Genomic DNA, 26721 nt, shown 5'->3' with positions numbered 1-26721 from the left:
CACGCTACTGGAAGAGGCCGCCGATGATCCCGTGGGGCTCGGTGGTCGGCTTCGACTTGCCCGGCCGCGGCGGCGCGCTCGTGGTCGCGGGCGGTGTCACCGGCTCCTTCTTCGCCGGCTCCGAAGTCGTCGCGGACGGCGAAGGCTTCTTCGACGGAGACGGCCACCCGGGCCGCCCCGGCTTGGTCGTCTCCGAGGTGGCCGGAGGCACCGAAGTGACCGAAGGCAGCGAAGGCGGAGTTGTCGGCGGAAGCAGTGCCGAGTCGTCACACCAGTGGTGCCAGCAGCCGAAGTAGACCTCGACCGGTTTCGCCTTCGCGCCGCCCAGGGTGGCGTTCACCGTCACCGGGAGGTTGTCGGCCGGGCGACCCTTCAGCAGGACGTACAAGCTCACCTGACGTCCCGGACTCACCGAGCCGCGTGAAGTGCACGTCGCGCCTTCGCTGGTCGGACGGCAGGGGATGCCGTAGACGCTCCAGGAGTACTGCATCCGGTGGTCGACCGTGATCGTCACCGGCTTCGTCGTCTTGCCCGTGTTCTTCACCCAGACCCGCACCAGTGGGTGGTTCCACGGGAACGCCGACATGCCGACGCTCTCGGCCCCCAGGACGAGGTCGTCCGGCGGCGGCTTCACGGTGACCTTCACCGAGACCGACACCTTGATCTGCGCACCGGCCGTCACCGACCCGGTGACCATGCTGCCCGCTTCGGCCGTCTCGTCGGCGCGAAGCCGGAACGTCAGCACCGCGGACTGTCCTGGTTCGAGCCCGGTGCCGGTCTTGCAGGTCACGGTGCCGCTGCCGCCGGGGCAGTTCACCACGATCGGCGCGGGCGTGGCCTGCTGGGCGAAGCCCGTGACACCGACCCCGCCACCGCCACCGCCACCGGCCGGGATCGCGGTCACGCCCTTGGGCAGGTTCAGCGAGACGGCGACGGGTTCGGACTTCGAGCCGCCGTCGTTGCGCACGGTGATCGGGAGGTTCGCGTCCTCGCCGGGTTCGAGCTGGACGCCTCCGGGCGGCGTCGACGCCGTCATCGCCGGCGGCGCCGGGATCACCGGGGACGGCGCGGGCGGCTCGGCGGGCGGGGGCTGCTGAGCGGGCGGAGCCGCCGGCGGCGCGGCGGGAGGAGCGGCGGGCGGCGGCTGCGGGGCCGGAGGTGCCGGAGGAGCCGGTGGGACGACCGGAGGCGGTGGCGGTTGGACGGCGGGAGCCGCGGCGGGCGGCGGGACAGCGGCCGCGGCAGGGATCTGCTGGGTACCGCCACCGGCGGCGAGCGCCACCGCGACGGCGGCGACGATGGCCGCGCTGGATCCGGCCACCCCGGCGAACTGACGCGGTCCGGCCGCGGCGGCACCGGCCGCCGCACCCGAACCCGACCCGGCGGCGGCGGCCGTCGCGGCCGCGGTGACCGCGGCCGCCTTGCCCGCCCCGGCCGTGGCCAGGTACCCGAGAGCCGCGCCACCGAGCACGATCGGCGCGATGATCCCGCGCAGACCGCCGTTGATGTCGGCGAGTTCGGCGGCCAGCGAGCGGCACTTCTCGCATTCGTCCAGGTGGTTCTCCACCTGGGTACGTTCACGTTTCGACAGCCCGTCGCGGGTCCACGCGCCGAGCTTCTCGGCACTCGCGCGGCAGCGTTCGCCGGAGTTCTCGGCCAGGTGCACCTGGAGATACGCCTGGCGCAGACCCTCGCGGGCCCGGTAGGCCAGCGCGGAGACGCCGTTCGCGGTCAGCCCCAGCAGCGGCGCGACCTCGGCGGGGCTCTGCTGCTCGATCTCGGTGTGCCACAGCACGGCCTGCCACCGCTCGGGCAGCCGCGCGAACGCCTTCGCGGCGAGCGAGCGCTCGAGCCCGGCGACGGCGGTGTCGGAGAAGGGGACCGTCAGCGCTTCGCCGACGGCGCCGCCGACGTCGGTCATGTCCTCGTTCAGGTCGACGCGCTTGTCCTTGCGCGTCTTGTCGTAGGCCGTGTGCCGGAGCGCCGTCAGCAGGTACGCGCGGAACGCGGTGTCCGGGCCTTTGCCGACTCGCAGGGTGTCCAGCACCTTCGCGAAGGCTTCCGAAACGAGGTCGTCGGCTTCGGAACTCGACCTGGCGAGCTGGCGGGCGAGGTTGTGCGCCGCGCCGGTGTGACGCTCGTACAGCGTTCCGTACGACGCGATTTTCCCGTCGCGCACCTCGGCGATCAGCTCGGCGTCGCTCTTACCGGACAGATCGGCGGGAACGGTGGACACGGGACTCCTTCATCTGCTGGTTCGGCGGGTTCTACTCTTCCTAACGCCCGAACACGCTCAGTGTGACGGAACGGGCGACGCACGTCACCTCGCGGTCCTGTCGATGACCCGGAGGGCGCAACAGCTTCACCCGGCGCGGGTTACCGAAGAGTTCGGAAAGATCCTTGGAAAACGCCGTCACACCGGGCGTTGGGCGGCGTCCCCACCGTGAAGCGATCGCAAGATCGAAAAGATCGGGACGGAAGGGGCGGTGGCCAGTGGACGTACCGGCGACCGGTGCGCCGTTCGGGGGATCCGACGGGCAAGCCGCCTGGAACCGGTTCGAACGGGATCGCTCGCTCCGTGCCCTGCGGGCTCGCTGGCGGACGGCCAGCCTGGCCTCGGGCTGGCGTTTCCCGAGTGACTGGGGCCTTCCCGAGGTCGACGCGGTCTGCGCGGCGGTGATCAAGAACGGCCGGGCCGCCGCCGCGGAAGTGGCGGAGACCGCTCTCGCCGGACTGGGCCGGGCACGCGCCGCGGCGGGTGCCGGGCTGGCGGAAACGCTGGCGGATCTCGCGGCACTGCACGCCGTGCTCGCCGCCCCGGACGAGGTGGACGGCTTCATCGCACCGGACGTCGACTCGACGCCGTCTCGGTTACTCCGGGTGACGGCGCTGGCGTGGGCGGACGTCGCGACGGATCAGCTCGTGAACACCGAAGTCACCGAACCGCTGACCGGTCTCCCCACCGCCGCGTACCTCAGGACCCGATTGAGTGAGCTGTACCGCCGGGCTCGCCGCGACGAGCGGCCGGTCGCGGAGGCGCACACCCTGCTGGTGGTCGCGATGGACTTCAGCTCGGTCGCGGGCTGGCCCCGGCTGACCGGGATGATCCTCGTCGCCGACGCGCTGAAGTCGGTGTTCGACGGCGGCGAGAGCGTCGCTTCGCTCGGGCCTTCGATCGCCGGCGCACTGGTGCCGAAGGACGAGAGGCTCGCTTCTTCAGGCGTCGCGCTGCGAAGGGCGCTCAACGAACGCCTTTCGGTGGATGCCCAGCTCCAGGAGACCGGCCGACCGCAGATTTCGGCCGTCCGGCTCCCGGCGACCTACGACCAGGCGTGCGATCTGCTCACCTCTCTCGCGCGTTCGTAGCGGGCTAGCGCAAGACGTTCTCCAGGTCGCGGGTGACCCAGTCGACCGGCGACCACCCGGTTCATGATTTCCTGTTTGCGTGACCCGGACTGTTCCCGCCGATGCGAACGGCGACGTTTCGGCGAGCCGCCCGCTGCATCGCCTCTCGTTGCGCAGGTCGCTCGCCCGCTTGTCCGTCCGGCCGAGATCGATCTTGATCCTCTCGGTGATCCCGCTGGTCGCGATGGGCTTCGGTATCTGGGGCTGGCAGCACGAATGGGTGCTCGGCGTGGACAGCGCGGTCTACCGCGCCGGCGCCGTGACGCTGCTGAACGGCGACCCGCTGTATGACTCCAACACGCTCGCGGTGGAACCGTGGTGGGCGCTGCTGCCGTTCACCTACCCGCCGACGGCCGCCCTGCTCTTCATCCCGCTCGCACTGGTCCCGACGCAGGTCGCCTGGGGTGTGCTGACCGCGGTCTCGCTGCTCGCGATGGCCCTGTGCGTGCGGATCGCGATCGGGGCGCTGCCGAAGCCTTCGGTCGACGGACCTCGCTGGTGGGCCTCGCCCGCCCGTTCCACGATCGCGTTCTTCCTGGTTTTCCTCGGCCTCGAGCCGGTGTGGCGCACGATCTTCCTGGGGCAGATCAACCTCATCCTGATGGCGCTGGTGATGCTGGACATCCTGGTGATCGGCGCCCGCGGCAGCCGCTGGGGCGGCGTGCTGGTCGGCGTCGCAGCCGCGGTGAAGCTCACCCCGATCGTCTTCCTGGGGCATCTGTTCATCACCGGCCGCCGGATGGACGCCATCCGCGGGCTCATCACGTTCGTCGTGATGCAGGGCCTGATGTTCCTGATCATCCCGCACGACGCGGCGCGCTACTGGACCTACACGCTGCCCGACACCGGCCGGATCGGCCCGGTGCACTGGGCGGGGAACCAGTCCCTGAACGCGCTGATGAACCGCTTCACGGACCTCGCGCCCTGGGCGTCGAAGACGGCGATGGGCATCGGCGCGCTGCTCGCGATCCCGGCGATCTGGCTGGTGCTGCGCTTCCACCGCAAGGGCCAGGCGCTCGCGGCGATGCTGGTGACGGCGTTCTGGATCCTGCTGATCTCGCCGATCTCCTGGACCCACCACTGGGTCTGGGTGGTGCCGCTGGTCGTCCTGCTGGTCTCGCGCCTGCCGCAGACCACTCCCGCCACCGCGTGGAAACGCTGGCTCGGGACCTTCGCGGTGTTCTTCGTCTTCATCAGCTGTGTGCTGCTGATCTTGCCCAACGGCCGCAATGTCGAGCTGCACTGGAAGGTGTGGCAGAACATCCTCGGCAGCGCGTACATCTTCATGCCGCTGGTCCTGGCCCTCGCGCTGGCCGGGCGGTGGTGGTACCTGAAGCGGAAGCGGCGTTCGGCGGCGGGTGACGACGCTGTGAGGGACGACGACGAGCATGCTGAAGTCGCGACCGGCGGCTGATCTCAGGGTCGGGCTCGCGCTGGCGGGTGCGCTCGCCCTGGCGATGCTCGTGCTGGGCATCGTGGCCTGGCTCGGTGAATGGCACCTCGGCGCGGACAGCGCGGTTTACCGGGCCGGGGCGCTCACCCTGCTCAAGGGCGAGCCGCTCTACACCCGTGAGGCGCTGACGACCTTGCCGCCGTGGGTGCTGCTGCCGTTCACCTACACCCCGGCCGCTGCGCCGCTGTTCCTGCCGCTCGCGATCGTCCCGGCCGGACTGACCTGGGGCGTCGTCGGCGCGCTCTCGTTGGTCTGCCTCAGCGTCGTGATCACCGTGGTCGCCCGCGTCTGCGGTGCCCCGCTCACCCGGTGGTGGGTCCTGCCGCTCGCCACGGCGGGCGCACTGGCCCTCGAACCGGTGTGGAAGACGCTCTTCCTCGGCCAGATCAACCTCATCCTGATGGCGTTGATCGTCCTCGACGTCCTGGTGCTTTCGGCGCGTGGATCACGCTGGGCCGGGGTGCTCATCGGGATCTCGGCCGCGATCAAGCTGACGCCGCTGATCTTCGTCCCGCATCTGCTGTTCACCGGCCGGTGGAAGGACGCGCTGCGGGCGCTGGGCACCTTCGTCGGGCTCGAAGCCGTGATGTTCGCGGTGATCCCCGGCGACGCCTTCCGCTTCTGGACCGAATCGGCCACCGACCCCAGCCGGGTCGGGTCGGTGCACTGGATCTTCAACCAGTCACTCAACGGGCTGGTGAACCGCGCTTCGGAGCTGGCGCCGTGGTCGCTGACGGTGGCCATCGCGATCGCCGCGGTGCTGGCCGTACCGGCCGTCTGGATGGTGGTGCGCCTGCACCGCCGGGGCGACGCGACCGGGGCACTGCTGGTGACCGCGTTCTACGGGCTGTTGCTCTCGCCGGTGTCCTGGTCACACCACTGGGTGTGGACGGTGCCGCTGCTCGTCCTGCTCGTCATCCGCCGATCGTGGTTTCCGGCCGCCGGCGTCGCGCTGCTGTTCGTGAGCGGCGTGATCATGTTCGTGCCCAACGGCGGGGAGACCGAGTTCGGCTGGGGCCTGGGCTGGTCGCTGCTCGGCAACATCTACGTGCTCACCGCTGCGATCGCCATCACAGGGCTGGCCGTGCGGGAGCTGCGGCGCGGGTCCGCCCAGGTCGCGGCGGTAGCGGCCAAGTAATCTGCTCCGTGCGGTGTTGGTTTTCGAGCGGGAGTGTGCGGCAGTAGTGGACAAGCGAACCGGTCTTCCGATCGTGGGCATGGTGGGCGGCGGGCAGCTGGCCAGGATGACCCACCAGGCGGCGATCTCCCTCGGCCAGTCCCTGCGTGTGCTCGCCGCCGGAGAGAATGAATCCGCCGGTCTCGTCGCGGGCGAGGTCGTGCACGGCCACCACACCGATCTCGAAGCGCTGCGCTCGTTCGCCGCCGGTGTCGACGTGCTGACCTTCGACCACGAGCACGTTCCCGGCGAGCACCTGCTGACGCTCGCGATGGAAGGCATCACGATCCGGCCCGATCCGGCCGCGTTGTCGATGGCGCAGAACAAGCTCATCATGCGCGAGATGATGGCCGGGCTCGAGATCCCCGGCCCCGAGTTCGCCGAAGTGTCCTCTGTGGACGATGTGATCTCGTTCGGTGACAAGCACTCCTGGCCGGTGGTGCTCAAGGCGGCACAGGGCGGCTACGACGGCCGCGGCGTCTGGATGCTCGACACCGCGCAGCAGGCCCGCGAGACCGTCCCGGAGCTCCTCGACGCCGGAACTCCTTTGCTGGTCGAGGAAAAGGTCGTCATGCGGCGGGAACTCTCCGCGCTGGTGGCCAGGTCCCCGTTCGGCCAGGGCGCGGCGTGGCCGGTGGTGGAGACCGTGCAGTCCGGCGGGATCAACACCGAGGTGCTCGCCCCGGCGCCGGGGCTGAGCGTCGAGCGCACGCAGGACGCGCAGGACCTCGCGCTGCGGATCGCCGCCACCCTGAACGTGACCGGCCTGCTCGCCGTCGAACTGTTCGAGACCGACGAAGGCCTGCTGGTCAACGAACTCGCGATGCGCCCGCACAATTCGGGGCACTGGACCCAGGACGGCTCGAAGACGTCGCAGTTCGAACAGCACCTGCGCGCCGTGCTCGACTATCCGTTGGGGCTGACCGATCTGATCGCCCCCGCCTGCGTGATGGCGAACGTCCTCGGCGCGCCCGAAGCCCCCGAAATGGGTCCGGACGAGCGTCTCCATCACCTGTTCGCGCGGTACCCGGACATCCGCGTTCACCTGTACGGCAAGGGAGAACGTCCCGGCCGCAAACTCGGCCACGTCAACCTTGTGGGCGAACGCATGGAGGAGTTGCGCGACCGCGCGCTGCTCGCCGCGCACTGGCTTTCCCACGCCGTCTGGCTCGACGGCTACGAGATCCACTAGGAGTGAAGATGTCGCCGCAGGTTGGCCTGATCATGGGCAGCGACTCGGACTGGCCGACGATGGAAGCGGCCGGGCAGGCGCTGGCCGAGTTCGGCGTCGAGTACGAGGTCGGGGTCTACTCCGCACACCGCACTCCGCAACGGATGCTCGACTATGCGACGTCGGCCGCTTCGCGCGGCGTGCGTGTGATCATCGCGGGCGCCGGCGGTGCCGCGCACCTGCCGGGAATGGTCGCGTCGGCGACCGTGCTGCCGGTGATCGGCGTGCCGGTGCCGCTGAAGTACCTCGACGGCATGGACTCGCTGCTGTCGATCGTGCAGATGCCCGCCGGTGTCCCGGTCGCGACGGTTTCCGTTGGCGGGGCACGGAACGCGGGCCTTCTCGCGGTGCGGATCCTCGCGGCGTCCGACGAAGGGCTGCAGGCGAAGATGGCGCGGTTCCAGGCAGATCTGGAGCAGTTGGTGCTGGACAAGGACGCCGCACTGCGGAAACGCGTCGAAGGCTGACTTTTCGATCCCTCCGAATTCTCGGAACCTGCTTGCGGGCGTAGATCGTCACAGTAAGGTGTCGGGTGGGCACTACCGGTCAGAATGGCCGGTGGTGGAGGAGGGAGCACGATGCTGGGCTTTGTGATGCGCTCATGACGGCACCACGGGATCCGCGAGTATTTCGCGATCAGGTGCGGGCTATGGAAGCCCGGCTCGAGGAGGCCGTGCACACCGGACGGTCCGCTGATCAAGCGGTTACCGCGACCGTGACCGGCCGCGGCGGACTCGTCGATCTGAGAATCTCGGACAACGCGCTGGACAGGGCGCACCCGCAGTTGATGGGGGCCGGCATCGTGCAGGCCGTCCACGCCGCGCGTGGCGCCGCGCACTCGGCGGCAGTGCCGGAGTTGGCAGCGCTGGTCGGAAAAGAGCCGGCCGCGCGACCCATACCGGCTTCAGTGGAATCGGGGAAGGACAGTCAGGCCCGACCGTCCTCGGTCCCCGCGGGTCGGAGAGTCCGGGCGCCACGAGGCGAAGATCCTGATGAAGAGAGCTTCGACCAGGTCGACTTCCTCTCGGATGAGGACTCCGACGAGCGGGGAGGTCACCGGTGAACACCCACGACAGGTTGTATCACCTGGCCAAGGAAATCGACGCCAGGGTAGCCGCGATCGAGCAGGCGGCGGAAAGCGGCCGGACCGCGATGCTGACCCGGAACATTCCTGAGGGGCTGGGCACGGTCACGGTGGACGGCATGGGTTCGTTGATCTCGGTCGACCTGGACCCTGATGCCTTGGAGACGCAAACGGAGGCGAGTCTTGCTCGGCATGTCTTGCGTGCGATCAACGAGGCGGAGAGTGCCGCGCACACGCGGCGTAGCGCAGTGATCGAGGAAGCGGAGAAGGGAGGCCTTCGATGAGTGGTCCGTTCGATCCACTCGGCTCCAGCGGTTCAGGCTTTGAGGTCTACCCGGAAGCCCTTCGAAGGGCGACCGAGGACGTTTTTCATGCTGCGGGGCGCCTTCGTGACTTCGCCAATGCTGATATCGAAGGGCTGCGCCTCGGTGTTCACGATGTTGGCATGCTCGGTGAGCAAGCAGGCATTATCGAAGCCTTCAACGGGATGATCACCGAGTTGCAGGAAAAAAGTGTTCGCGGCTTTGATCGTTTGTTCAAGCTGGGCGATGCCATGGACAAGGCCGCTGACTACTACGACGCGCAGGACGAAGATTACTACAAGCGCCTCCGCGACCTCGAAAAGGGTGGAGGGTGATCATGAGTGAATTGCCGGAGTACCCGTTCGCCGCAGATCAGAAGATCCGTGATTTCGCCGGACTTCCACTCGTTGGTCGTTCTGACGTTTTCCGGATGCTCGACGATATTCGGACACGCCTTCTCGGTAATGCGGTTGGGATTCAGGAGATCGCATCCCGGTTCGCAAGCAACGCCACAATCCAGGATGCACACGACGATATCGGTACTGCTGTTCAGGCATTGGCGGGAACCTGGACCGGGCGGGCCGCGGATCAGTTCGTCGCACACGCCGCCAATGTCACCAACGCGCTCAAGTCAGAGCAGGAGGCGGTGGCTGGTATATCCGGAGTGATGGCAGGCATCGCGAGCAAGGTGATAGAAACCTATGCTTCGGCCATCACATTTTTGGGAGAGTGCGCCGGAGAGCTTGCCAAGATTGATTTGAAGGCGCTTGTCGCTGCTCTCACCTCCGTTATTCCAGGGGTTAACCTGATCACCTTCGCCGATGTCATCGATTCGGTTATCGAGGCTCTCGGGGAGCTCGTGAAGAAGATTCTCTCCTTGTTCGGTGAGGCGATCAAGACGATCGGCGGTTTTCAGGAAAGTGCTGTCGGGTTGCAGCAGATAAAGACGAACTTCGTCGAGGTTCCTGATCTTCGCGCGGGCTCCGGAGTAGACGAGCAGAAGCAATGGAAGGTTGAGCCAGATGCTGTTCCGGAATAATGTGAGGTCGGCTTCCATCGTCTTGTTCGCGATGGTCGTGATGGTCGCCGGGTGCGGTCTGGGAAAGCCGAGCCCGCTGCTTGAGAGGCCGCCCGAGCCTGCTCAGGTGGGAGGTGCGACCCCGCTCACACCTGTCGAGAACCCTGTTGATCTTACGTCTTTTCAAGCGGACCCTTGTGCCTCGTTGAAGCGTGAGGATATCGCGGCGCTGATCGTAGACCCGCCAGACCAGGTCAATCCCAGTCGAGCTGATTCGGCTCCGACAGGATGCTCGTGGAATATCTGGAATGGGCCACTGCTGAGCGTGCGCCTTTCTGCGGGTAAAGAAAAGACGCTCGCCGAACTGGCGGAGCTCAGCAAGCGTGACCCGGGTCTCTACCCGGGGTGGCGAGAATTGTCGATCAGCGGCTTACCTGTTGCCCAGTACCATCTCTTTGGCGACCTGAAATCCTGTGGTCTGACAGTCGGCGTGTCGGACGACGCGGCGCTCAACTTCGGCTATCGGGTCAATGGTACGGCCGGTTCTCAGTATTGGGGTACCGATCGGTGTGCGGCCGTGTTCAAAGCCGCGGAATTCGTGATCGGCAATCTGCGTGGGTCGTGAGTGGTAACAGGACGAGGGTGCCGACCGCTCTCGGAGTCGCCGTCCTGGCGGCATCGCTTGTCGCGGGTTGTGGAGTTCTGTGGTCGGATCAGGTTCTCGACAGTCCGCCCGCTCCGGCTCGGGTGGAGTGGACGATCCAGGCCCTTCCCGTTCGGGACCCCCTGGGATTGGCGGCCTTTCGATCGAATCCGTGTCGTGTCCTGAAAAACGAACAGGTCGCCGCTTTGCTCATGGATCCTCCCGACGAGGTGAAAACGTCGAACTCTGACCCGAACAACCTCAATTCCTGCGAGTGGAGTTACTACAAGGCGGGCTCGCTCACGATCGCGATCCTGCCCGCCGACCTGGGCGGCATCGATAAGCGAATAACCACGCACCGGAAATCGCCGGATCGGTACGCTCAGTGGCGTGAGTTCTCGATCGACGGACTCCCGGTCATCGAGTATGTCACGAACCCTCCTGTATTCGAATATAACGGTCATCAACGCAGGGCCTGCTCCGTGGACCTCGGGGTCAATGACACCGAGGTGCTTAACTTCGAATACGGCCAGGTCGACGAAGCCAAGTCGACGTACTGGGGTACCGATAGGTGCGCGGCCGCGCTCAAGGCCGCGGAGTTCGTGATCGCCAACCTCCGCGGCCGCTGAGGGTTCAGTCGGCGAGTTGTTTCCGGAGTTCTCGTTTGAGCACCTTCCCGGCCGCTGACACCGGGATCTGGTCGACGAAATGGATCGCCCGCAGCCGTTTGTACGGCAGGACAAGGGCGCCGACCGCTTCCATGAGCTGTTCGGCGGTGACGTTCTCGTCGTCGCGGACCACGAACGCGACCGGGAGTTCGCCGACATCGGTGTCCGGTTTGCCGACGACGGCCGCCGCGGCGACGCCGGGTAACGTGATCAGCAGCTCTTCGAGTTCGCGTGGGAAGACGTTGTATCCCTTGTACAGCAGCATGTCTTTCTTGCGATCCACAATGGACAGATGGCCGTCCTCGTCGAGGATGCCGATGTCGCCGGTGTGCAGCCAGCCGTCGACGAGCGCGGCGGCGGTCTCCTCGGGACGGTTGCGGTAGCCGGTCATCACCTGCGGGCCGCGCAGGCACACCTCGCCGCGTTCCCCGGCGGGCAACGGTTCTTCGCCGCCTTCGGACGGGACGATCTTGATCTCGGTGTCGAACAGCGGCAGGCCGACGGAGCCGACCTTGCGCACGGCCGAGCGATGGGACGGGGCGATGATCGCGCCCATGGTGACCTCGGTGAGGCCGTAGCCCTCGGTGATGATCACGCCGGGGAAGCGTTGCTGGAGAGCGCGGATCATCTCGTGGTTCATCGGCGCGGCGCCGGAGCCGATGGTCAGCACCGACGACAGGTCGGCCGTGTGGAATTCCGGGCAGGCGAGCAGCGCCGCGAACAGGGCGGGCGCCCCGCCGATGGTGGTGACTCGCAGCATCTCGGCGTCGGCCACGTACGCGGACGGGTCGAAGCGGTCGTGCAGGACGACGGTGCCGCCGTCGAGCACGGGAACGTTGAGCGCGGCGATGGTGCCCATGGCGTGGAACCACGGCGTCAGGTTGAGGGCGATCCCGGTGCCGATCCGCGAGGGCCACTCGTCCGGGTCGCCGAACTGTTCGACGGTCACCTCTCCCGCGGCATCGAGCGCGGGGACCGCGCCGAGGCGCCAGCAGGAACTTTGCAGGCTGTTGACCACGACGTTCCGGTGCGGCAGGCAGACACCTTTCGAGCGACCGGTGGTACCGCCGGTGTAAGCCAGATGGGCGAGATCGCGATAGATGTCGATCTCGACCTCAGGTCGCTCGTCGGAGTGATCGGAGTAGAACTCCGTGAACTCGACTTCGCCCTCTTCCACTCCGTCCGGTGGGTGAACCACGATGCTCAGCCGGACCGACGTCCGATCGCGAACGGCCGCGAGCACGCGGGCGACCGGGCCGACCGTCACGACGGCGACCGCGCCGGCGTCGGCGAGCTGGAAAGCGAGGTCTTCCGGCGGGAGCAGGGGGTTGGCCGGGCTGAACGTGGCGCCCGCGAGCAGCGTCCCGTAGTAGGCGATCGGGTAGGCCAGGCAGTTGGGCAGGTGGAGCGCGACGACGTCGCCTCTCCCGATGCCTTCGGCGCGCAGCGCGTTCGCGAACCGGCAGGCCGCGCTGTACGTCTGGGTGAAGGTGAGGCTCTGATCTCCGTGGGCGAATGCGGTGCGTGAGCCCCAGCGGGCAGCGGCGCCGGCCAGTACCGAGCCGACCGGGACCTCGGGATAGTCGAGCGACCGGGGGAGCGGAGTGAGCTGCATCACTCGAACGTACGGACTTTGCGGCCAAAGACACAAGCGCTCGCGATGTCGCACGATGTGAACGAGCGCTAACATCGGTCGAACTCTCATTCGCGGTTAGAAGAGGTGACGAAGGTGTCTGACGGCCCGGGTCTGTACCAGCTTGCCGAGGAGCACGAAGAGCTGCGGGCCGCGGTGCGTGCCCTGGCGGAGAAGGAGATCGAGCCGTACGCGGCCGAGGTCGACGAGGACGAGCGCTACCCGATCGAGGCGTACAAGGCCCTGGTCAAGTCGGGTTTCAACGCCGTGCACATCGAGGAGGCCTACGACGGCCAGGGCGCGGACGCCATCGCCGCCTGCATCGTGATCGAAGAGGTCGCGCGCGTCGACGCGTCGGCGTCGCTGATCCCGGCGGTGAACAAGCTGGGCACGGTGCCGATCATCATCTCGGCGTCGGAAGAGCTCAAGAAGCTGGTGCTTCCGTCGATCGCCTCCGGTGAGGCGTCGGCGTCGTACGCGCTTTCGGAGCGCGAAGCCGGCTCGGACACCGCGTCGATGCGCACCCGCGCGAAGCTCGACGGTGACCACTGGGTGCTGAACGGCACCAAGTGCTGGATCACCAACGCGGGTGAATCGTCCTGGTACACCGTGATGGCGGTGACCGACCCGAACGCCGAGAAGAAGGCCAACGGCATCTCCGCGTTCGTCGTGCACAAGGACGACCCCGGCTTCACCGTCGGATCGAAGGAGCGGAAGCTCGGCATCAAGGGCTCGCCGACGCGCGAGATCCACTTCGAGAACTGCACCATCCCGGCCGACCGCATCATCGGCGAGCCCGGCACCGGCCTGAAGACCGCGCTGCGCACTCTCGACCACACCCGCCCGACCATCGGCGCGCAGGCGCTGGGTATCGCGCAGGGCGCGCTCGACGCGTCGATCGGCTACGTCAAGGAGCGCAAGCAGTTCGGCAAGGCGATCGCGGAGTTCCAGGGCGTCCAGTTCATGCTGGCCGACATGGGCATCAAGATCGAGGCCGCCCGCAACCTCGTCTACGCCTCCGCCGCGGCGACCGAGCGCGGCGACAAGCGCGGTGGCTACATGGCCGCCGCTGCGAAGGCGTACGCGTCGGACATCGCGATGTCGGTGACCACGGACGCGGTGCAGCTGTTCGGTGGCGCGGGTTACACGCGCGACTTCCCGGTGGAGCGCATGATGCGCGACGCGAAGATCACACAGATCTACGAAGGCACCAACCAGATCCAGCGTATGGTCATGGCCCGCGCCCTGCTCAAGGGCTGATTTGATCTTGACCCGGTAGTTCGGGCGGCTCTGGCTGCTCATGATCAGGCCGCCTCCAGGCCGTCATGGGAGCCAGGCCGCCCGAACACCGCTGAGCCTCCCTGGCAGAGCGCTAGGAGCTACCGTCCTCGGGGGCGGAGGTGGGCAAGCGTGGGTCACCGTCATCCTTGGCGTTGACATCTGCGGATTTTCCGCTCAATTCCTGAGTTCGTTCGTTTGAATGAAGCGGTTGGCCGTTTAAGTCTCGATACTGTACTCGGATGTACGAAATTTGAGATGATGGAATAATGACACATTCCCACTTCTCGCCTATGGTGGCAACCTTCTCGACTTCGCCGGACTCAGTGAAATTCACTCTGTGAAGAGTCACTCCCTTTAGGAGAATCTCTCGCTCGTCTGGTTTCTCAGCCAGCGAGTACGAGCCGAGATAGCCAAAGAAGGCCGTCTTGTCCTTAAGGTGCACGTGCACCCACACCTTCGCGTTTCGTGGCCTGTCGCTACGAAGGGCTTCTCGCCACGCGGAGCTGTTGATATTGACCGATTCTTCTCCGGTTTTGAACGCTACTATCTGTGCTGTTGCGAATCCTAGAAAGCACGAGAAAAGTGTGATAGCGGCCAAGTTTCCGACAATCTTGGTCGTGTTATCTTGAAGGTAGACGTTGCCTAACTTTGTCCACTTGTCTAGGTTGATAGATCCTTGAGGCCAGATCTTCCAGAGTGCAAGTTGTATGACGACGGCTGCGGCTGAAAGTATGAGGCTTGCCAAGGCTATTCTAGAGGCTTCGCGAAACACGGAGTCGGAGCGCGCGGGGCGTTTGCGCTCTCGGGTTAGCTCGAATGCTAGTCCCGGTGCAATCAGGGCTAAAAATGCTACAAGTGTTCCAAAAGTCTGCGGAATCATATCCTCTAATCAATGTCTCCGCTCTTGGTGGGTGTCGCTCCTTTGTCCTTGTCGATCTGCCCTCTGTTCTCTTGTTTTTTCTCGGGTCCCTTAGTCGGCTTCTTGTCGTTCCCTCTGTTTTCCTTTGACATCACTGTTTCACATTCTGTCGAAGCGGGTTCCTTGATGGGATCAGTCGTAATTTAGGTTGATAGCGTTACGATGCGGTTGCCGCGAGGCGAGAATCAACACGAAGTGTAGAATTTGAGTCATTTTCTGATCGTCCGAACACCGCGTCGATTGCCTGCCGAGCCCGCTCGTGACTCGATGGGACGAGGTGCGTGTAAGTCCGCAGGGTGAACCCCGCATCGGAGTGGCCGAGGTACTCGGCGAGTTCCTTGATCGACACGGCGCGAGACAGCAGCGTCGAGGCGAAGAAGTGCCGCAGGGCGTGCATGCCGTCCGCCCGGCCACGGTAGGCGATCTCAGCCGCCCTGAACGCGGCCTGCCACACGACCTTGGTGAACAGGTCTCCGGTGTAAAGCCGTCCCTCTTCTCCCGTCATCAGGAGCCGGACCGTCACGGGTTCACCGTCTGGCTTCCGCCACGGAAGCGTGACCGCGACGGACGGGAACCGGTCCTCATGGTCGTCGATCTCGGCGAGCATGGCGGGGGAGAGCGGCACAGTGCGTGTCTTCCCGCCCTTGGGTGGCGCGAACATCATCACGCCCTTGACGGTCTTGATCTGCCGCTGAATCCGGACGACCATCGCGTCCCGGTCGATGTCGTCTGGGGAGTACCCGAGGATCTCCCCTTGCCGCAGGCCCAACCCAGAGCCCAGTGGGACAGCGATTCGGAACCGCTCGGACAGTCCCGCCCGGATCGTATGCACTCGCTCTTCCGGCCATACAACAACTTGCGGGCTCTCGCCGACCGGCCGCCGCACCGTCTTGGCGTGGCACGGGTTCTCCCGAATCAGCTTGTCGTCGACCGCCGAGTCCAGCACGCCGGCCACGATGGTGAACAGGACGACCTGATAGTTCGTGGACAGCCCCCGTTCGTCCATGTCGCCCACCCAGTCACGGATGGTGGGCGGCTTAATCTGACCGAACTTCAAGTGCCCGAAGGTCGGGTAGATCTGGCTTTCTAGGCGACTACGCAGAATCTCGCGGGTGGCCGGGTCGGGGGACTGGGCCTTGAGCCAGTTTTCGGCCTGTTTGCGGAAGATCTTCGACGACGCACGTGGGTCGATGTACTTGTCTTCGCGCTTGTCCGACTCCACTCCGATGAGGAAGTTCTCGGCGCGCTTCTTTTGCTTGTCCGGAAAGGCTTTTGAGCGTTCTTCGTTGTCGGGGTCCAGGTAGCGGACCTTGTAGCGCAAGCCGATGCCGTACAGCTCGGTCTTTTCGAGCACGGGCTTGCCCCGCCCGTTGAGGATGACTTTTCCAGTCTTCTCGTCACGGGCGGGGCGATACCAACGATCTTGAATGTGTCCCATCAGGCTGCCTCTTCCGTGCCCCAAGAGCGGACCTTGGTCGGGTCGTACCGAAGGTGGCGGCCGATCTTGCGTACTGGCGGCCCTGCGCCGAGCCACTTCCACTGGTAGAGCGTTTTGACCGGTACGCCGAGGTAGGCCGAGACGTCTTCGACCGACCACAGCCGATCCGCGTTGCTCACGTTGTCCATGTCATCCCCCTTAGGCCGCGAGCGGAGTTGCCGAAAGATCCGGCGGACCTTGCGCAGCGAGTAGTGCCTTGTCGTACTCGGCTTTCCACGTGATGCGTTCGGAGATGGCGTGCATCACCAGGTGGTCCCGAGGTGGCACGGAGGGGTCGCCGGAGTCGACCTTGCGCCAGACCAGCCGAGCCGGATCCGGTGCGGGTTTCTCGATCCCGACCGCCGCCAGGGCTTCCAGGACGAAGGCTTTGCGGTCGGCCTTGTGGTCGACGAGCGTCTTGCCGGACCACTTGCGCGACACCAGCACCCGACGGCCAGGCAGGCCGAGCGTGGTCCGCCGGTGTGCCCTCCCCTTGCAATGCCCAGGAGTCGTCTTTCCGTTGGCTCCCTTGGGGTTGATGCCATAGAGAAGCCACACCGCGCAGCGAGGCGAGCAGGGGGTCACCGACAGCTCCGCGTGCAACCGGTCGTGGTGATCCCTCTGCCGCACCGTGTCGGCTTCCACGACCTCCCCGGTGGACTTGGTGAGGTACTTCGTCAGGTAGCCGATGTGCCGCCCTGCTTCTTCCGAGCCGCCAAGGATGCCCTTGGAGTGCACCTGCCGCCCGAAGGTGACCACGTGCGCCGGGTCTTCCACGGCTTCTACCGCGTCGTCCCATGAGGTGAGTGGTTCGCGGGTGTCCGGGTCGAGGAACACCCTGGAGTCGCCGTCCCAGGTCGGCATTCGGTCGGTGTAGACGATCTGGTCGTGGTTGGGCCACCAGACCTGGTGGTAGGTGGCTTCGGTGACTTGGCGGATGACGTCGTGTGGGAAGGACCCTCGGATGGCCGCGTGTAGGTGTGGTGCGGCGCGTCGTTGGGGTTCGACGGTGGCGAAGTACTGCGCGTCCCAGCCGACCACCCGTCGAAGGTTCTGCCACCACCTATCGACGAGCGCCGAGAAGTGGACCGCGTCCCGAGCGGCCCGCCGGTAGTCATACGTCGCCGGGTCGACCGGGGCGCCGTCCGATCGGACCGGGCCGTAGGTGTCGCAGGTGAGTGTGACGAACATCGAGGGCCGGAACCGTCCCGCGTACTCGCGTCCGACGGTGGTTTTGGTGACCTTGCGTCGAGGCAGGTTCGGCGCGTCCTGCCGCCGCTTGGTCGAGCGCTTCACCGCCTTCTTGGTGGGCAGGTCGATCGAGGGGAGACGGCCGCGCATCCCGAGTTGCCGAAGTTCGTCGTCGACACCTTGGATCTCGGCCCGCAGCTCCTCCGTCTCGGCCGTGTTGGTCTCCTGTCGGTAGGCCGCGACCAGGTCGGCCCGGAAGGCCAGCAGCTCCGTTTGTGTCTCGGTCGGCGGTTGTGTGGTGAAGTCGGGTTCGGTGTCGATGTGCCAGCCCTCACGGCACTGCACCTGCCGCAGCGCCTTCGCCTTCCGCGCACACGGCAGGCAGACCGATTCGACGGTGGAGCCGCAGGGGACGGGGACGTAGCGGAGTTCTCCGGTGTCGGTGTCGCCGACTTCCATCGTGAAGGGCCGGACACAGACGCCGTGGCGTTCCGCGGTCGCCTTCACCACGTCCGTGGCCAGGGGTTTCCGCATCCTTACGGCCCGGGAGTTGGCCGGCGTGGGCACCGGGGTTTCTGTGCTGGTCACGCTGCCACCTCCCCAGGGGTGTTCCATTGCCGCAGCACGAACACCGGCATGTCCTGTCGCATCCCCGCAGGCAGATCCGGGAACGTGGCGTCGTCGAACCAGACGCCGCCGTAGACCACCACGGGGATGCCGCACGGGGTCCGGCCGGAAAGTTCCAGGTGCACCGATCCGCCACCCTCAGGACGCCATAGCGACGCCGTCACGTCCTCCAGGGAGTTGGCCCACGTGAGCAGGCCACGGGCGACGTTCTCCAGGCGGTCGGCGTCGAGCTGCACCGTGATCGGATCAGGACCCACCCCGACCCGCACGGACGCGGCCGGAGGAAGAGCGAACGAGTCGAGGTGATCGCGGATCGCATCGAGAAAGACCATGAGCCGGTTCATGCCGCCATCCCTTCGCCGCCACGGGCCGAGAGGTCGACGACGTGAGCGCCGCCGTTGGTCACGTAGGTCTCCAGTGCCTTGATCTCCTCGTCGGTGACCCACCCGGCACGAACGCGCAGGGGTTCACGAACGCCTTCGCCCCAGACGTAGCCGACACCGGCTTCGGAATCGCCGATCCTGTTCGCCCACGCGCCCCGCTCGTACGCGCCGTCACCGAGCACCATCCCGACGTGTGTCTTGGAGGTCACCCGCAGGCAGACGCGGCGGGGGAACAGCTCCCGAACCGGCACGGTGTCCTTGGTGGGTTCCTGTACATAGCCGCGCACCGTGATCCCCAAGGCCCGGCCCTGGGTGGTGAGGAGCGCGACCTTCTCCACGATCGCGTCGCGGGTCTTGCGGTCGGTGTACTTGGTGAGCGCGCCGATCTCGTCGAACTCCAGAACCTCCAAAGGATGCTCGACGCTGATCGGGATCATGCGGACCCGCCCGGCGAACTCCTGCTTGCGGGACTCCATCTCCTCAAGCAGGCCGTCGAGGACGTCGAGCGCCTGCTTGCCGGTCACCGCGTATCGGGCGAAGATCCCGCGCCCGTAGGCGAGTTCCATCCCCTTGGGGTCGATACCCGACACCCGGACCACACCGGATCGAATCGCAGGTGCGGCGGACACCAGCGGGCTCCACATGACCGAGTTCTTGCCCGCTCCGGTCGCGCCAGCGGTCAGGCAGTGCGCACCTGAACCGACCAGCGGCACTCGCCAGTCGGAGCCGTACTCGGTGGTCCCGGACCACACGTTCCGCAGGTCCACACCGGTGCTGTCGGGGGAGACCAGGTCGGGCACCGGCAGCGACGTCACTACCGACTTGAGCAGGTCACGGCGTTGGAAGTCGATGGACACCACGTTGGGTTCCAGCTCCCGTACCTGGCACCGCTTGACCTTGCGCGCCACCGCCAACGCCCGTGCGGCCTCGTCGAAGTCCTCAGGCTTCTGGCCCGGAACGAGCTGCACCCGGACCTCATCCCACGACGGACCCGACCGCACCTTGAGCACCTTCGGTACCTGCACACCACGAGATCCCGAAGCGGCCTTGCGGGACCGCAAACGTCGACGGCCGACCAGGTTCACCGTCACTTCCACCGGCAGGGCCTCGTCCCGGATGCTCAGCCCGCAGGCGTGCAACCAGGCCGGGAGCTTGCGGGCATAGACCGCCCAGCGCATCCACCAGGACCGCAGGAACCGGCCGCAACAGTGGTCATAGGACACAACGTCGATCAGCCGCCAGGACACCAGGACGGTGACCACCGACCCGGCGACGATCGCCAGAGACAGCCAGCCGAGCCACTGCCACCACGCTGCGATCGCCAGTACGGCAAGACTGGTCCGCCAGCGCAAGATGACTTGCTTTCCCATCCACACCAACGCTTTCAGCAGCCACCACACGGCGATGAACACCAGTGCGGCCGCCGCCAGGACTTCCGCGATCGTGGCCAGCGCGCGACCGAGCTTGTGCAGCAGCCACACCACTACGCCGAGTACTCCGCCGCCGACGAGAAGGAACCCGATCCCGTTCGCGTTCATCGGCGACCACCGTCCGCGCCGGTCAGATCCAGCGGGAGCATTCCCCGACAGGGAGCGCACTCCGTCTCGCCGGGCAGCAGCTTGGCGAATCGTTTGCAGAGTGCGCAGCGCGTTCGGGTGACCCCGTCTAGCGCAGGCTTGTTGCCATCGTTTAGCGTTGTCATTGTTCACTTCCAGTGGTTGTGGACAGCGCAGGAGCGGCGAGGTTGGTAGCCGGATTCCGCTTCTGCGCCTTACAGGACAAGAAGAACGCTTGAGGACGTGCTTGTGCGCCGCACGTCCCCACGCGCGTTTTTCGCTCTGTCATTCAGTTTTCAGCTGGCTTGTGCCTTCGCCTTCTGGATCTGCGCGGCCACCTCCTCCGCCTTGCGCTCCTCATAGCCCACCCAGTAACGAAGCTCGTGATGATGCCCACGATCCACATCGGACACCGCCCGGTACATGCGCGCGTTGGCCTGATGGAACTTCAGCCACGTCGACAGGTTCGAACCAGGCTTCGGACGACAGGCCGAGGCGACGGCGTGCGCGTCTCGCAGGGTCTGTGGCTCATTCCGGCCGGGTGTCGTCATCGCGCACCTCCTTGCCCGCCGTGTGCTTGTCTAGGAACACCGCCAGCTCGTCCGAGCCGTCGCGGATTTGGCGAAGGAGCCGGATGAACTCCGGCCACGCGGCCTTGTCGGACGGCGGGACGATCGCCAGGCTGTCCGGGTCCAGGTAGATGACCAGGGCCGGATTCGCCGAACCACACCCCTGCATCCCCGCGACCGCCTGCCGCCCCGGCTTCCACATCGCGTTGAACGCCACGGCCCTGCCCCTCCTCACTCCGAGCGCGGATCTCCCACGACCGCGCGTTCTCTTCGAATCCCTCTGTCGCCGCTGTCACGGCCGCGAGCACCCACCACGGCAACCGGCCTTCCGCCAGGAGATCCCGCCAGGCCGCAGCCACCGCGAGGGAAGCAACGGCCAGGTCGTGCGCTGCCAACGGGTCGACGGCCTGTGCCCTCAGCGCGCTGTAATGGCGGTAGGCCATCTCCCACGCCTGGACCAGGTGCGGAGGAACCACGGCCACACGGTGGCTCCCCGGCACCCCGCCCGGCATCACGCAGCCTTGGGCGTCGACTCAGCGGAACCCGAGGCACGGCCCGACTTCGACGCCCCGCCAGCGGCCGCAGCCTTGAAGCCGGTCGCACGGAACAAGTAGGACTGGTACTTGAACTCGCCCTGACCAGCGACCTTCGGCTCAGCCGTCAGGCCCTCCAGCTCGATCGGCCGCATACCCGGCAGCACCTCCGACGTCGTCGGAACCGGCTGCACATCGGCAAGCAACGTGATCTCGAACGACGCCCGCTTCGCCTTGACCTCGTCCGGGTCGGTCACCGTGACCTTCCACTGGCGCTTGCCCGTCACCTCGTCGACCCGCTGCCGAGCCGGACGTCCCCGATCCTCCCGAGACTGGTACTCGGTGTCCGGCGACACCTCACCGACCATCACCAAGCCCTGACCGAAAGCCTCGTCGAACTCGATGGGAAACCGAAAACCCTTGTAGATAGCCATTTGTTACTCCTGCTGTAGTCCTGTGTGGATTCCGTGCACTCAGTCGTTCTTGCGCGATACGGCGTCATCGGCAGCGTCGGACCACTGGTCGTTGAAGGAAGAGGAATGCGAGCGTGTGCGGTGCTGGGTTTCGCACCACTCGCTGAACTCACTGGCAGCGGCCGCGAGGCTCTGCGCGAACCGCGCCGTGTCCATCAAGCCGCCGATACGGGCGGGCACCTGGACGATGAAGGAGGTCTCTTCGCTTCCGGCGACGAGCTGACGAACGCCAGGAGAGGGTGAAACCACCGCCGCGCCGTAGCCGACGAGGGGCTGAATCACCACGTGAATGCCCATGTGTGCTCTCCCGATGTCTCGGTCTCGGCGAGCCCGGTCGGGCACGCTGAACACAGGAGACACCCAGTGCGCAGCCTCACCCCGGACAAACTGTCCGGGTAGGAACTAGCGAGAGAGAGGAACGGTCTCGTTCACGGCGGAAAGCACTGCTGACCAGGGCAGTTCTCGCCCGGGAGCGCTCCGCGGTTCGTGCAGCGGCCACACGTCGTCCCCGTACACGAGATGCACCCCAGCACGCCGCAGAGCTTCAATGTGCGTCTCCCACGAGGGGTGACGAGCGTGCGCGGCGTTCACGCGCGGGAAGACCACGACCGGCAGGTTGAGAGTGCCGATGGCCTCGTTGACCTGCGTCAGAGCCTGATTGTCGGCGATGCCCATCGCGAGCTTGGCGACCATGTTCGCCGACGCGGGCGCGACCAGATAGCAGTCCGGTGCCGGATGCGGGCTCGATTCGGCCGGCGAACGAGGCAGGACCCGAACCGGGAAACCGGTGGCCTCCTCGATCTCGGCACGCCCGCCGTTTCCGTCCAGCCAGCGCCCCGCCGTCGGGGTCAAGGTCACCGCGACCGTCCAGCCGTCCTCTTGAAGGGGCCGGATCACACGCGGAAGAAGATCCTCAACACCACCAGCACCCGAGCCGACCAGACCCAGAACACGCGACGCCACCCGACCTACCTCACCGCGCCGCAGCGCTCAGCCAACGCCAACAAGGGCGATGACTTCTTACCAGCCGTCGCCGGGGCGCGGCGATACATCGACCGCACGACCTCCCGCACCGCCGTACTGTGCCGGACGATCCCCGGAGCCTTCTTCTCAGCCGTGAGCAGCGCCGACAGCGCCTCGTCATCCTTCGCGACCAGGCTCAAAGCCCGCGCGAAGTCAATCAGATGGGTGACCTGCCGCTCCACCGGAAGATGGTCGACGCTGATCCTCGGAGCCGACTCGATCACCTGCGAGATGTCGCCCAGATCCAGAGCGGCCGACAGCCGGTGCAGCTCGACGTTGGCCGGGCCGAACCCCGTTTGCCAGTGGTTCGCGTCCGTGCCGAGCTGATCAGCCGCACGACCTGCGTGAGACAGCAGCTCGTTCGCCGTCGACCGGTCTTGTTGCCTCGCAGCGGCGACAGCCGTCCGCAGGTAGAGCATGCCGTAGAGGCTCAGCGCGGCCGGATCGCCAGACCGCATCCTCGGGACCAGCCACTTTGCGGCGACGTCTCCCAGCTCAAGCGCGTCGTCGAACCGGCCGACGGCCAGGAGCGCGTGTGTGCCGGATCGGGCGGCCGAGGCCAGGACCAGCGGGTCATCTGCCTCGTCGGCTGCCTGCATGGCGCGTTCTGCTGCGATCCACGCGAGGTCGGCTTCGCCGATCTTGCTCAGCGTCGTGGCGGCCAGGTGGTGGACGCGGGCGGACACGGCGGCACAGGCTCGTCGGTAGGGCTCGTCGTCGGCGGAGGCGGACTCCATGCCCTGGCTCGTCTTGATCAGGCCCGGCAACGCGGCAACTACACGGCCGAGGTCGCCCTTCTGGTAGCTGGACCAGGCACCTTCGACCAGCTGAGCCACCGGCGCCGGATCGATGTACTCGGGTGACATGGCCGAGGAGAACAAGGTGCGGGACAGGCGCCTCGGTGCCATCAGGGCGTCACGGATGGCCGGGACGTCGTCGTTCTTGTCCTCGTCCTCCATCAGCACCGGTTCGCCGAGGAGATCTCCCAGCGTCACCCGCAGGCCCCGCGCGACGTCGGCCAGCACGTCCAGACGCCGGATCTCGCGTTCGCCGCGCTCGATCTTGCTCAACCAGTCCTCAGTGCGGCCCACCAAGTCAGCAAGAACCGCCTGCGACAGACCGCGCCGCCGCCGGTAGAAGGCAATACGTTCCCCGATGCTGAGCTGATCACCCGCACCACGCATACCCTCAGGCTAACAGTGAACGGCAAAGTTGATCTTTGTTAAGTAGTTGGCACACGTTCGGTAGGCACTGCCGTGGGTGGGGCCGGAAGCTCCGTGCCCCACCACAACTACCGTGACAGGTGACTACTTCTGCGTCCCGTATGGGCTTTGGTTCGTCGGCTTCAATGAGACGCCCAGCTCACTTGCCCGGTTACGTACTGCATCTTCCGAGCGATCCAAGTGTAGGGCGATAACCCGAGTCGGCGTGTTCCCTTTCGCTTCTTCGCGCAATTTTCGATCTTCGGAGCTGGTCCACTGCTTTCCGCTGTTGGCTGGCGTCTTTGCCATCTTTCTCCGTCCTAACTAGGCCGCGAGGACCCTGTGTGAGACGCGGCTACTCCCGGCTGCGCCTCCATAGTCGACGGCCAAATACCAGTGGCCGTTGCTGGGAACAGTCAGGCGAACCGGCGATCTTGTTACATGTCCCCCGGAGGCCCGATAGTTTCTTCCCGCCTTCCGGGCTGCCAGGTTGCTACTGTCAAGTAGCATTACATTCGCCGCGTTCCCTGTTAGGGAAACCTCAACAACGTTTCCGGCTGACCGTTGCCCTAGGTCCCAGGTGTGGAACTGCATATTGATCACCACGCTATTGATCATGGTCGTACTGATGTTCGACGTTGCTATAAAGGACAGCACGGCTAGCGGCAGTTTTAGCCCAGCGACACGCTTACTTGCCGAACTTGGCTCTATGGAATCAAGGCGCCGCCGTCGGCGGCGCGCACGTCACCACCCGTCCGGCGGGCTCCGCCCCATGCGACACGGACGGCCTGCCGCTCCGCTCCGGCCGCCGGTCGCGGCGAGCCCGCCGACGAGCAGCACCGCGCAGCGCGCCGCCGACGACAACGGAGATCCAAGGAGTACTTCGGCTCAATTTTCCGGCTCAGCCAGTCGACGTGCAGTGGTCACCAGCAGATCCCTCGCTTCTCAGCGTCTAACACCGGCCCGCCCGCATCAAGGCGGGAAAGCGTGCCTTGACGCGATCGACCCGGCGCTAGAGATGGCGGGGGCGAGGGAAGCGGAGAGAAGAGGGACGGGCGGGTTGGCGCCGCTGAATCCTGTCGAAGGTCAGCGGGCAGCGCGCCATACTTCGGGCAGGTAAGCAGCGAGGTGGGGGATCTCGCATGCTTGGTGCGCGATCGGCACCTGTGCGTCCCTGCCGGACCCGTGATTGGCGGCAGTCATGCCAAGGTCCCGACGCGAACCAGGCCGTCTACAGGCCGTCAGACGTCGGGTAGGGCCAAGATCCACCGAGAACTGTCGAGAGACGTTTCAGCAGCTCAGAGGCAATTTTCAGGCAAGATCGCCAGATGGGTCGGAACTGGCCGCAAGATCACACAGATCTACGAAGGCACCAACCAGATCCAGCGCATGGTCATGGCGCGAGCCCTGCTCAAGGGCTGACACGTTCGGCCAAGTACATGAAGGCCCCCTTCCTTGCGCCTAACGCAAGGAAGGGGGCCTTCATGTACTTGAGCGAGTGACCCGGTCGGCGGGACTTTTCGCAAAAGGCCCATAGGGGACGCGCGTTCGCAGTAAGATCATGTTCCGTGAAGAAGATTACTGTCGCACTCGCTGGGGCTGTGCTCGCGTGTCTTGCCGTCGCGCCGAGTGCAGGGGCTGCCGAAGTGTCGTCACGAACCGTTGCCGACTATGAGTGCGGATTCGTCCCGTACTACTCGAGTGACAGTGGGCGTGCGCTGTACAACCACTGTGGCGGTGACCGGGTCAAGATCATCGTCGAGAACATTCTGTTCCAGGACACGGAAAAGTGCGTCTATCCGGGTCTGACCGACATCGAGGATCACTCCAGGGGTCGCCAGACGCGTGACGCTTGGTACGTCGGTAACTGCTGAACCTGTCCATCATCGAGGAACCCGGCGGCCCACTCGGGCCGCCGGGTTCTCCCTTTTCGAGTGACGAAATGCGCCTGTGAGATCGGGCGTCGGTGAGATGCTTCACGGAAGTACGGCGATCATGGCCGTGGCCTGTCACTCTCGAAAGATGTTCTGGTCGGCTCCGGTGTCGTGGACACCGCATGACGAGGCCGAGCTGATCGCCGGCTGGCGGTTGTGGCTCGAGCTCGGGGATCGCGCGTGGCCGTCGGCGGCGTGGGACGGGACGGCGGCCGACATCGTCAGGCCGCTCCGTGAGCTGGTCGCGGCATGCGACGAGATCGAGACCGGCTACCGCAAGGCGGTGCCGGAACCGTCCGAGGAATTCATCAGGATCATCCAGTTCCTCGTGTTCACCGTCAGCACGGTGATCGAGTTGTGGGCCGACGACGAGGTCCCGTTGGACGTCGAGCGGATCGCGTTGCTGCACGAGGATCTCGCCGGGTTCGCCGAGCAGGCCGAGCGGGTGCTCGAGGTGCTGGCGGTCAGCGGTGGCTGGGCGGCCCTGGCCGCGGAGCACCGGCGGCCGGATCACTGAGGGGACCCGACTGCTCGACCCACGCGAACCGCGAGCCCGCGAGGTGGTCGTGGAGCGGCCGGTCCAGTGACAGCACGGTGAGCGTGTTCCCGAGCGGATCCTCACCGGGCACGACTTCGTAGCCGACTTTGACGAGTGATCCCCTTTCCTCCTCGGACTCGACGTCATGGCGCACGACACCGTCTTCGATCGACCACGTGCCGTCCAGTTCGCAGTGGAACTTCAAGACCAGGGTGCCCGGGGTGAACGCCGACCACGTGTAGCGGGAAACCGAGAACGAGGTGCTCCAGCTCGACCAGTACAGCCAGCCGGAGCCGTTCCAGCGGAAGGCCAGCTCGGCCGACTCGACATCGTTCGGGTAGAGCGTGCTTTCCGACCAAAGGCCGATCAGGCGTTCATCCATCACGCAGGAGATTCTGCCC

30 protein-coding genes are annotated in these 26721 nt (G+C 66.0%); 14 read left to right on the top strand and 16 right to left on the bottom strand.

Features of this window, described 5'->3' with window-relative positions; all coding sequences use genetic code 11:
- Positions 1 to 4 precede the first annotated feature (4 nt).
- The gene (locus ACLJRL_RS12755; protein ID WP_410656340.1) at positions 5 to 2236 is read right to left on the bottom strand and encodes a sigma-70 family RNA polymerase sigma factor; all 2232 of its coding nucleotides are present in this window, start codon (positions 2234 to 2236) and stop codon (positions 5 to 7) included.
- A gap of 257 nt (positions 2237 to 2493) precedes the next feature.
- Between ACLJRL_RS12755 and ACLJRL_RS12750 the strand changes: the two genes are divergently transcribed.
- From ACLJRL_RS12750 to ACLJRL_RS12700, 11 genes are all read left to right on the top strand, one after another.
- Positions 2494 to 3366, top strand: a complete 873-nt coding sequence (locus tag ACLJRL_RS12750) for a GGDEF domain-containing protein (RefSeq protein WP_410656339.1) — start codon at positions 2494 to 2496, stop codon at positions 3364 to 3366.
- Positions 3367 to 3445: 79 nt separating this feature from the next.
- On the top strand, positions 3446 to 4819 hold the full coding sequence (locus ACLJRL_RS12745) for a glycosyltransferase 87 family protein (RefSeq protein ID WP_410656338.1): 1374 nt from the start codon (positions 3446 to 3448) through the stop codon (positions 4817 to 4819).
- Positions 4794 to 5996 carry a glycosyltransferase 87 family protein gene (locus ACLJRL_RS12740; RefSeq protein ID WP_410656337.1) on the top strand — a complete coding sequence of 401 codons (1203 nt, stop codon included), beginning with the start codon at positions 4794 to 4796 and terminating at the stop codon, positions 5994 to 5996. The genes ACLJRL_RS12745 and ACLJRL_RS12740 overlap by 26 nt, the downstream gene beginning before the upstream one ends.
- Positions 5997 to 6042: 46 nt before the next feature.
- Positions 6043 to 7227 carry a 5-(carboxyamino)imidazole ribonucleotide synthase gene (locus tag ACLJRL_RS12735; RefSeq protein ID WP_410656336.1) on the top strand — a complete coding sequence of 395 codons (1185 nt, stop codon included), beginning with the start codon at positions 6043 to 6045 and terminating at the stop codon, positions 7225 to 7227.
- 8 nt (positions 7228 to 7235) lie between these two features.
- Positions 7236 to 7733 (top strand): 5-(carboxyamino)imidazole ribonucleotide mutase, encoded by a 498-nt coding sequence (gene purE / locus ACLJRL_RS12730; RefSeq protein ID WP_410656335.1) that lies wholly within the window; start codon positions 7236 to 7238, stop codon positions 7731 to 7733.
- Positions 7734 to 7867: 134 nt separating this feature from the next.
- Positions 7868 to 8329 (top strand): YbaB/EbfC family nucleoid-associated protein, encoded by a 462-nt coding sequence (locus ACLJRL_RS12725; RefSeq protein WP_410656907.1) that lies wholly within the window; start codon positions 7868 to 7870, stop codon positions 8327 to 8329.
- On the top strand, positions 8326 to 8634 hold the full coding sequence (locus tag ACLJRL_RS12720) for a YbaB/EbfC family nucleoid-associated protein (protein ID WP_410656334.1): 309 nt from the start codon (positions 8326 to 8328) through the stop codon (positions 8632 to 8634). The genes ACLJRL_RS12725 and ACLJRL_RS12720 overlap by 4 nt, the downstream gene beginning before the upstream one ends.
- Entirely contained in the window at positions 8631 to 8987 is a 357-nt protein-coding gene (locus ACLJRL_RS12715; RefSeq protein WP_410656333.1) for a hypothetical protein, read from the top strand. The genes ACLJRL_RS12720 and ACLJRL_RS12715 overlap by 4 nt, the downstream gene beginning before the upstream one ends.
- A gap of 2 nt (positions 8988 to 8989) precedes the next feature.
- A complete protein-coding gene (locus ACLJRL_RS12710; protein WP_410656332.1) occupies positions 8990 to 9691 on the top strand; it encodes a WXG100 family type VII secretion target in 702 nt (233 codons plus the stop codon).
- Positions 9675 to 10295, top strand: a complete 621-nt coding sequence (locus ACLJRL_RS12705; protein WP_410656331.1) for a DUF3558 domain-containing protein — start codon at positions 9675 to 9677, stop codon at positions 10293 to 10295. Before ACLJRL_RS12710 ends, ACLJRL_RS12705 begins: the two co-directional genes overlap by 17 nt.
- Before the next feature lie 17 nt (positions 10296 to 10312).
- Entirely contained in the window at positions 10313 to 10942 is a 630-nt protein-coding gene (locus tag ACLJRL_RS12700) for a DUF3558 family protein (protein ID WP_410656330.1), read from the top strand.
- Positions 10943 to 10946: 4 nt separating this feature from the next.
- On the opposite strand, the gene ACLJRL_RS12695 is transcribed toward ACLJRL_RS12700, so the two are convergent.
- A complete protein-coding gene (locus tag ACLJRL_RS12695) occupies positions 10947 to 12596 on the bottom strand; it encodes a class I adenylate-forming enzyme family protein (protein ID WP_410656329.1) in 1650 nt (549 codons plus the stop codon).
- Between the two features lie 105 nt (positions 12597 to 12701).
- Here ACLJRL_RS12695 and ACLJRL_RS12690 point away from each other — a divergent pair, with 105 nt between their 5' ends.
- The gene (locus ACLJRL_RS12690; RefSeq protein ID WP_410656328.1) at positions 12702 to 13874 is read left to right on the top strand and encodes an acyl-CoA dehydrogenase family protein; all 1173 of its coding nucleotides are present in this window, start codon (positions 12702 to 12704) and stop codon (positions 13872 to 13874) included.
- Between the two features lie 112 nt (positions 13875 to 13986).
- Here the strand turns inward: ACLJRL_RS12690 and ACLJRL_RS12685 are convergent, their stop codons facing one another.
- The 13 genes from ACLJRL_RS12685 to ACLJRL_RS12625 all read right to left on the bottom strand — a co-directional run bounded on the left by ACLJRL_RS12685 (position 13987) and on the right by ACLJRL_RS12625 (position 24442).
- On the bottom strand, positions 13987 to 14775 hold the full coding sequence (locus tag ACLJRL_RS12685) for a DUF6338 family protein (protein ID WP_410656327.1): 789 nt from the start codon (positions 14773 to 14775) through the stop codon (positions 13987 to 13989).
- Positions 14776 to 14971: 196 nt separating this feature from the next.
- Positions 14972 to 16252, bottom strand: coding sequence for a tyrosine-type recombinase/integrase (locus tag ACLJRL_RS12680; protein WP_410656326.1), 1281 nt, complete (start codon positions 16250 to 16252; stop codon positions 14972 to 14974).
- A complete protein-coding gene (locus tag ACLJRL_RS12675) occupies positions 16252 to 16440 on the bottom strand; it encodes a helix-turn-helix transcriptional regulator (protein WP_410656325.1) in 189 nt (62 codons plus the stop codon). Before ACLJRL_RS12675 ends, ACLJRL_RS12680 begins: the two co-directional genes overlap by 1 nt.
- A gap of 10 nt (positions 16441 to 16450) precedes the next feature.
- Positions 16451 to 18016, bottom strand: a complete 1566-nt coding sequence (locus ACLJRL_RS12670) for a replication initiator (RefSeq protein WP_410656906.1) — start codon at positions 18014 to 18016, stop codon at positions 16451 to 16453.
- Between the two features lie 50 nt (positions 18017 to 18066).
- On the bottom strand, positions 18067 to 18453 hold the full coding sequence (locus ACLJRL_RS12665) for a hypothetical protein (RefSeq protein WP_410656324.1): 387 nt from the start codon (positions 18451 to 18453) through the stop codon (positions 18067 to 18069).
- Positions 18450 to 20030: an FtsK/SpoIIIE domain-containing protein gene (locus ACLJRL_RS12660; RefSeq protein WP_410656323.1), complete on the bottom strand. Its 1581-nt coding sequence runs from the start codon at positions 20028 to 20030 to the stop codon at positions 18450 to 18452. Before ACLJRL_RS12660 ends, ACLJRL_RS12665 begins: the two co-directional genes overlap by 4 nt.
- Positions 20031 to 20344: 314 nt before the next feature.
- On the bottom strand, positions 20345 to 20599 hold the full coding sequence (locus tag ACLJRL_RS12655; protein WP_410656322.1) for an AMED_5909 family protein: 255 nt from the start codon (positions 20597 to 20599) through the stop codon (positions 20345 to 20347).
- The gene (locus ACLJRL_RS12650) at positions 20577 to 20834 is read right to left on the bottom strand and encodes a hypothetical protein (protein ID WP_410656321.1); all 258 of its coding nucleotides are present in this window, start codon (positions 20832 to 20834) and stop codon (positions 20577 to 20579) included. Before ACLJRL_RS12650 ends, ACLJRL_RS12655 begins: the two co-directional genes overlap by 23 nt.
- A gap of 294 nt (positions 20835 to 21128) precedes the next feature.
- The gene (locus ACLJRL_RS12645; RefSeq protein WP_410656320.1) at positions 21129 to 21584 is read right to left on the bottom strand and encodes a hypothetical protein; all 456 of its coding nucleotides are present in this window, start codon (positions 21582 to 21584) and stop codon (positions 21129 to 21131) included.
- Positions 21585 to 21623: 39 nt separating this feature from the next.
- The gene (locus ACLJRL_RS12640; protein ID WP_410656319.1) at positions 21624 to 21920 is read right to left on the bottom strand and encodes a hypothetical protein; all 297 of its coding nucleotides are present in this window, start codon (positions 21918 to 21920) and stop codon (positions 21624 to 21626) included.
- Between the two features lie 105 nt (positions 21921 to 22025).
- Positions 22026 to 22586 carry a flavoprotein gene (locus tag ACLJRL_RS12635; RefSeq protein ID WP_410656318.1) on the bottom strand — a complete coding sequence of 187 codons (561 nt, stop codon included), beginning with the start codon at positions 22584 to 22586 and terminating at the stop codon, positions 22026 to 22028.
- A 5-nt stretch (positions 22587 to 22591) separates the two neighbouring features.
- Complete coding sequence (locus ACLJRL_RS12630) at positions 22592 to 23830, bottom strand: helix-turn-helix domain-containing protein (RefSeq protein ID WP_410656317.1); 1239 nt, start codon at positions 23828 to 23830, stop codon at positions 22592 to 22594.
- A gap of 342 nt (positions 23831 to 24172) precedes the next feature.
- Entirely contained in the window at positions 24173 to 24442 is a 270-nt protein-coding gene (locus ACLJRL_RS12625; protein ID WP_410656905.1) for a DUF1883 domain-containing protein, read from the bottom strand.
- A 974-nt stretch (positions 24443 to 25416) separates the two neighbouring features.
- Here ACLJRL_RS12625 and ACLJRL_RS12620 point away from each other — a divergent pair.
- Both ACLJRL_RS12620 and ACLJRL_RS12615 read left to right on the top strand, forming a co-directional pair.
- A complete protein-coding gene (locus ACLJRL_RS12620; RefSeq protein ID WP_410656316.1) occupies positions 25417 to 25722 on the top strand; it encodes a DUF6355 family natural product biosynthesis protein in 306 nt (101 codons plus the stop codon).
- A 148-nt stretch (positions 25723 to 25870) separates the two neighbouring features.
- Positions 25871 to 26299 (top strand): hypothetical protein, encoded by a 429-nt coding sequence (locus tag ACLJRL_RS12615; RefSeq protein WP_410656315.1) that lies wholly within the window; start codon positions 25871 to 25873, stop codon positions 26297 to 26299.
- On the opposite strand, the gene ACLJRL_RS12610 is transcribed toward ACLJRL_RS12615, so the two are convergent.
- The gene (locus ACLJRL_RS12610; RefSeq protein WP_410656904.1) at positions 26247 to 26702 is read right to left on the bottom strand and encodes a hypothetical protein; all 456 of its coding nucleotides are present in this window, start codon (positions 26700 to 26702) and stop codon (positions 26247 to 26249) included. The genes ACLJRL_RS12615 and ACLJRL_RS12610 overlap by 53 nt on opposite strands.
- Positions 26703 to 26721: the final 19 nt, after the last annotated feature.

It is taken from the genome of Amycolatopsis sp. lyj-112 (assembly GCF_046549055.1).
Lineage (GTDB): Bacteria > Actinomycetota > Actinomycetes > Mycobacteriales > Pseudonocardiaceae > Amycolatopsis.
This window is presented reverse-complemented; position numbering and strand designations above follow the sequence as displayed.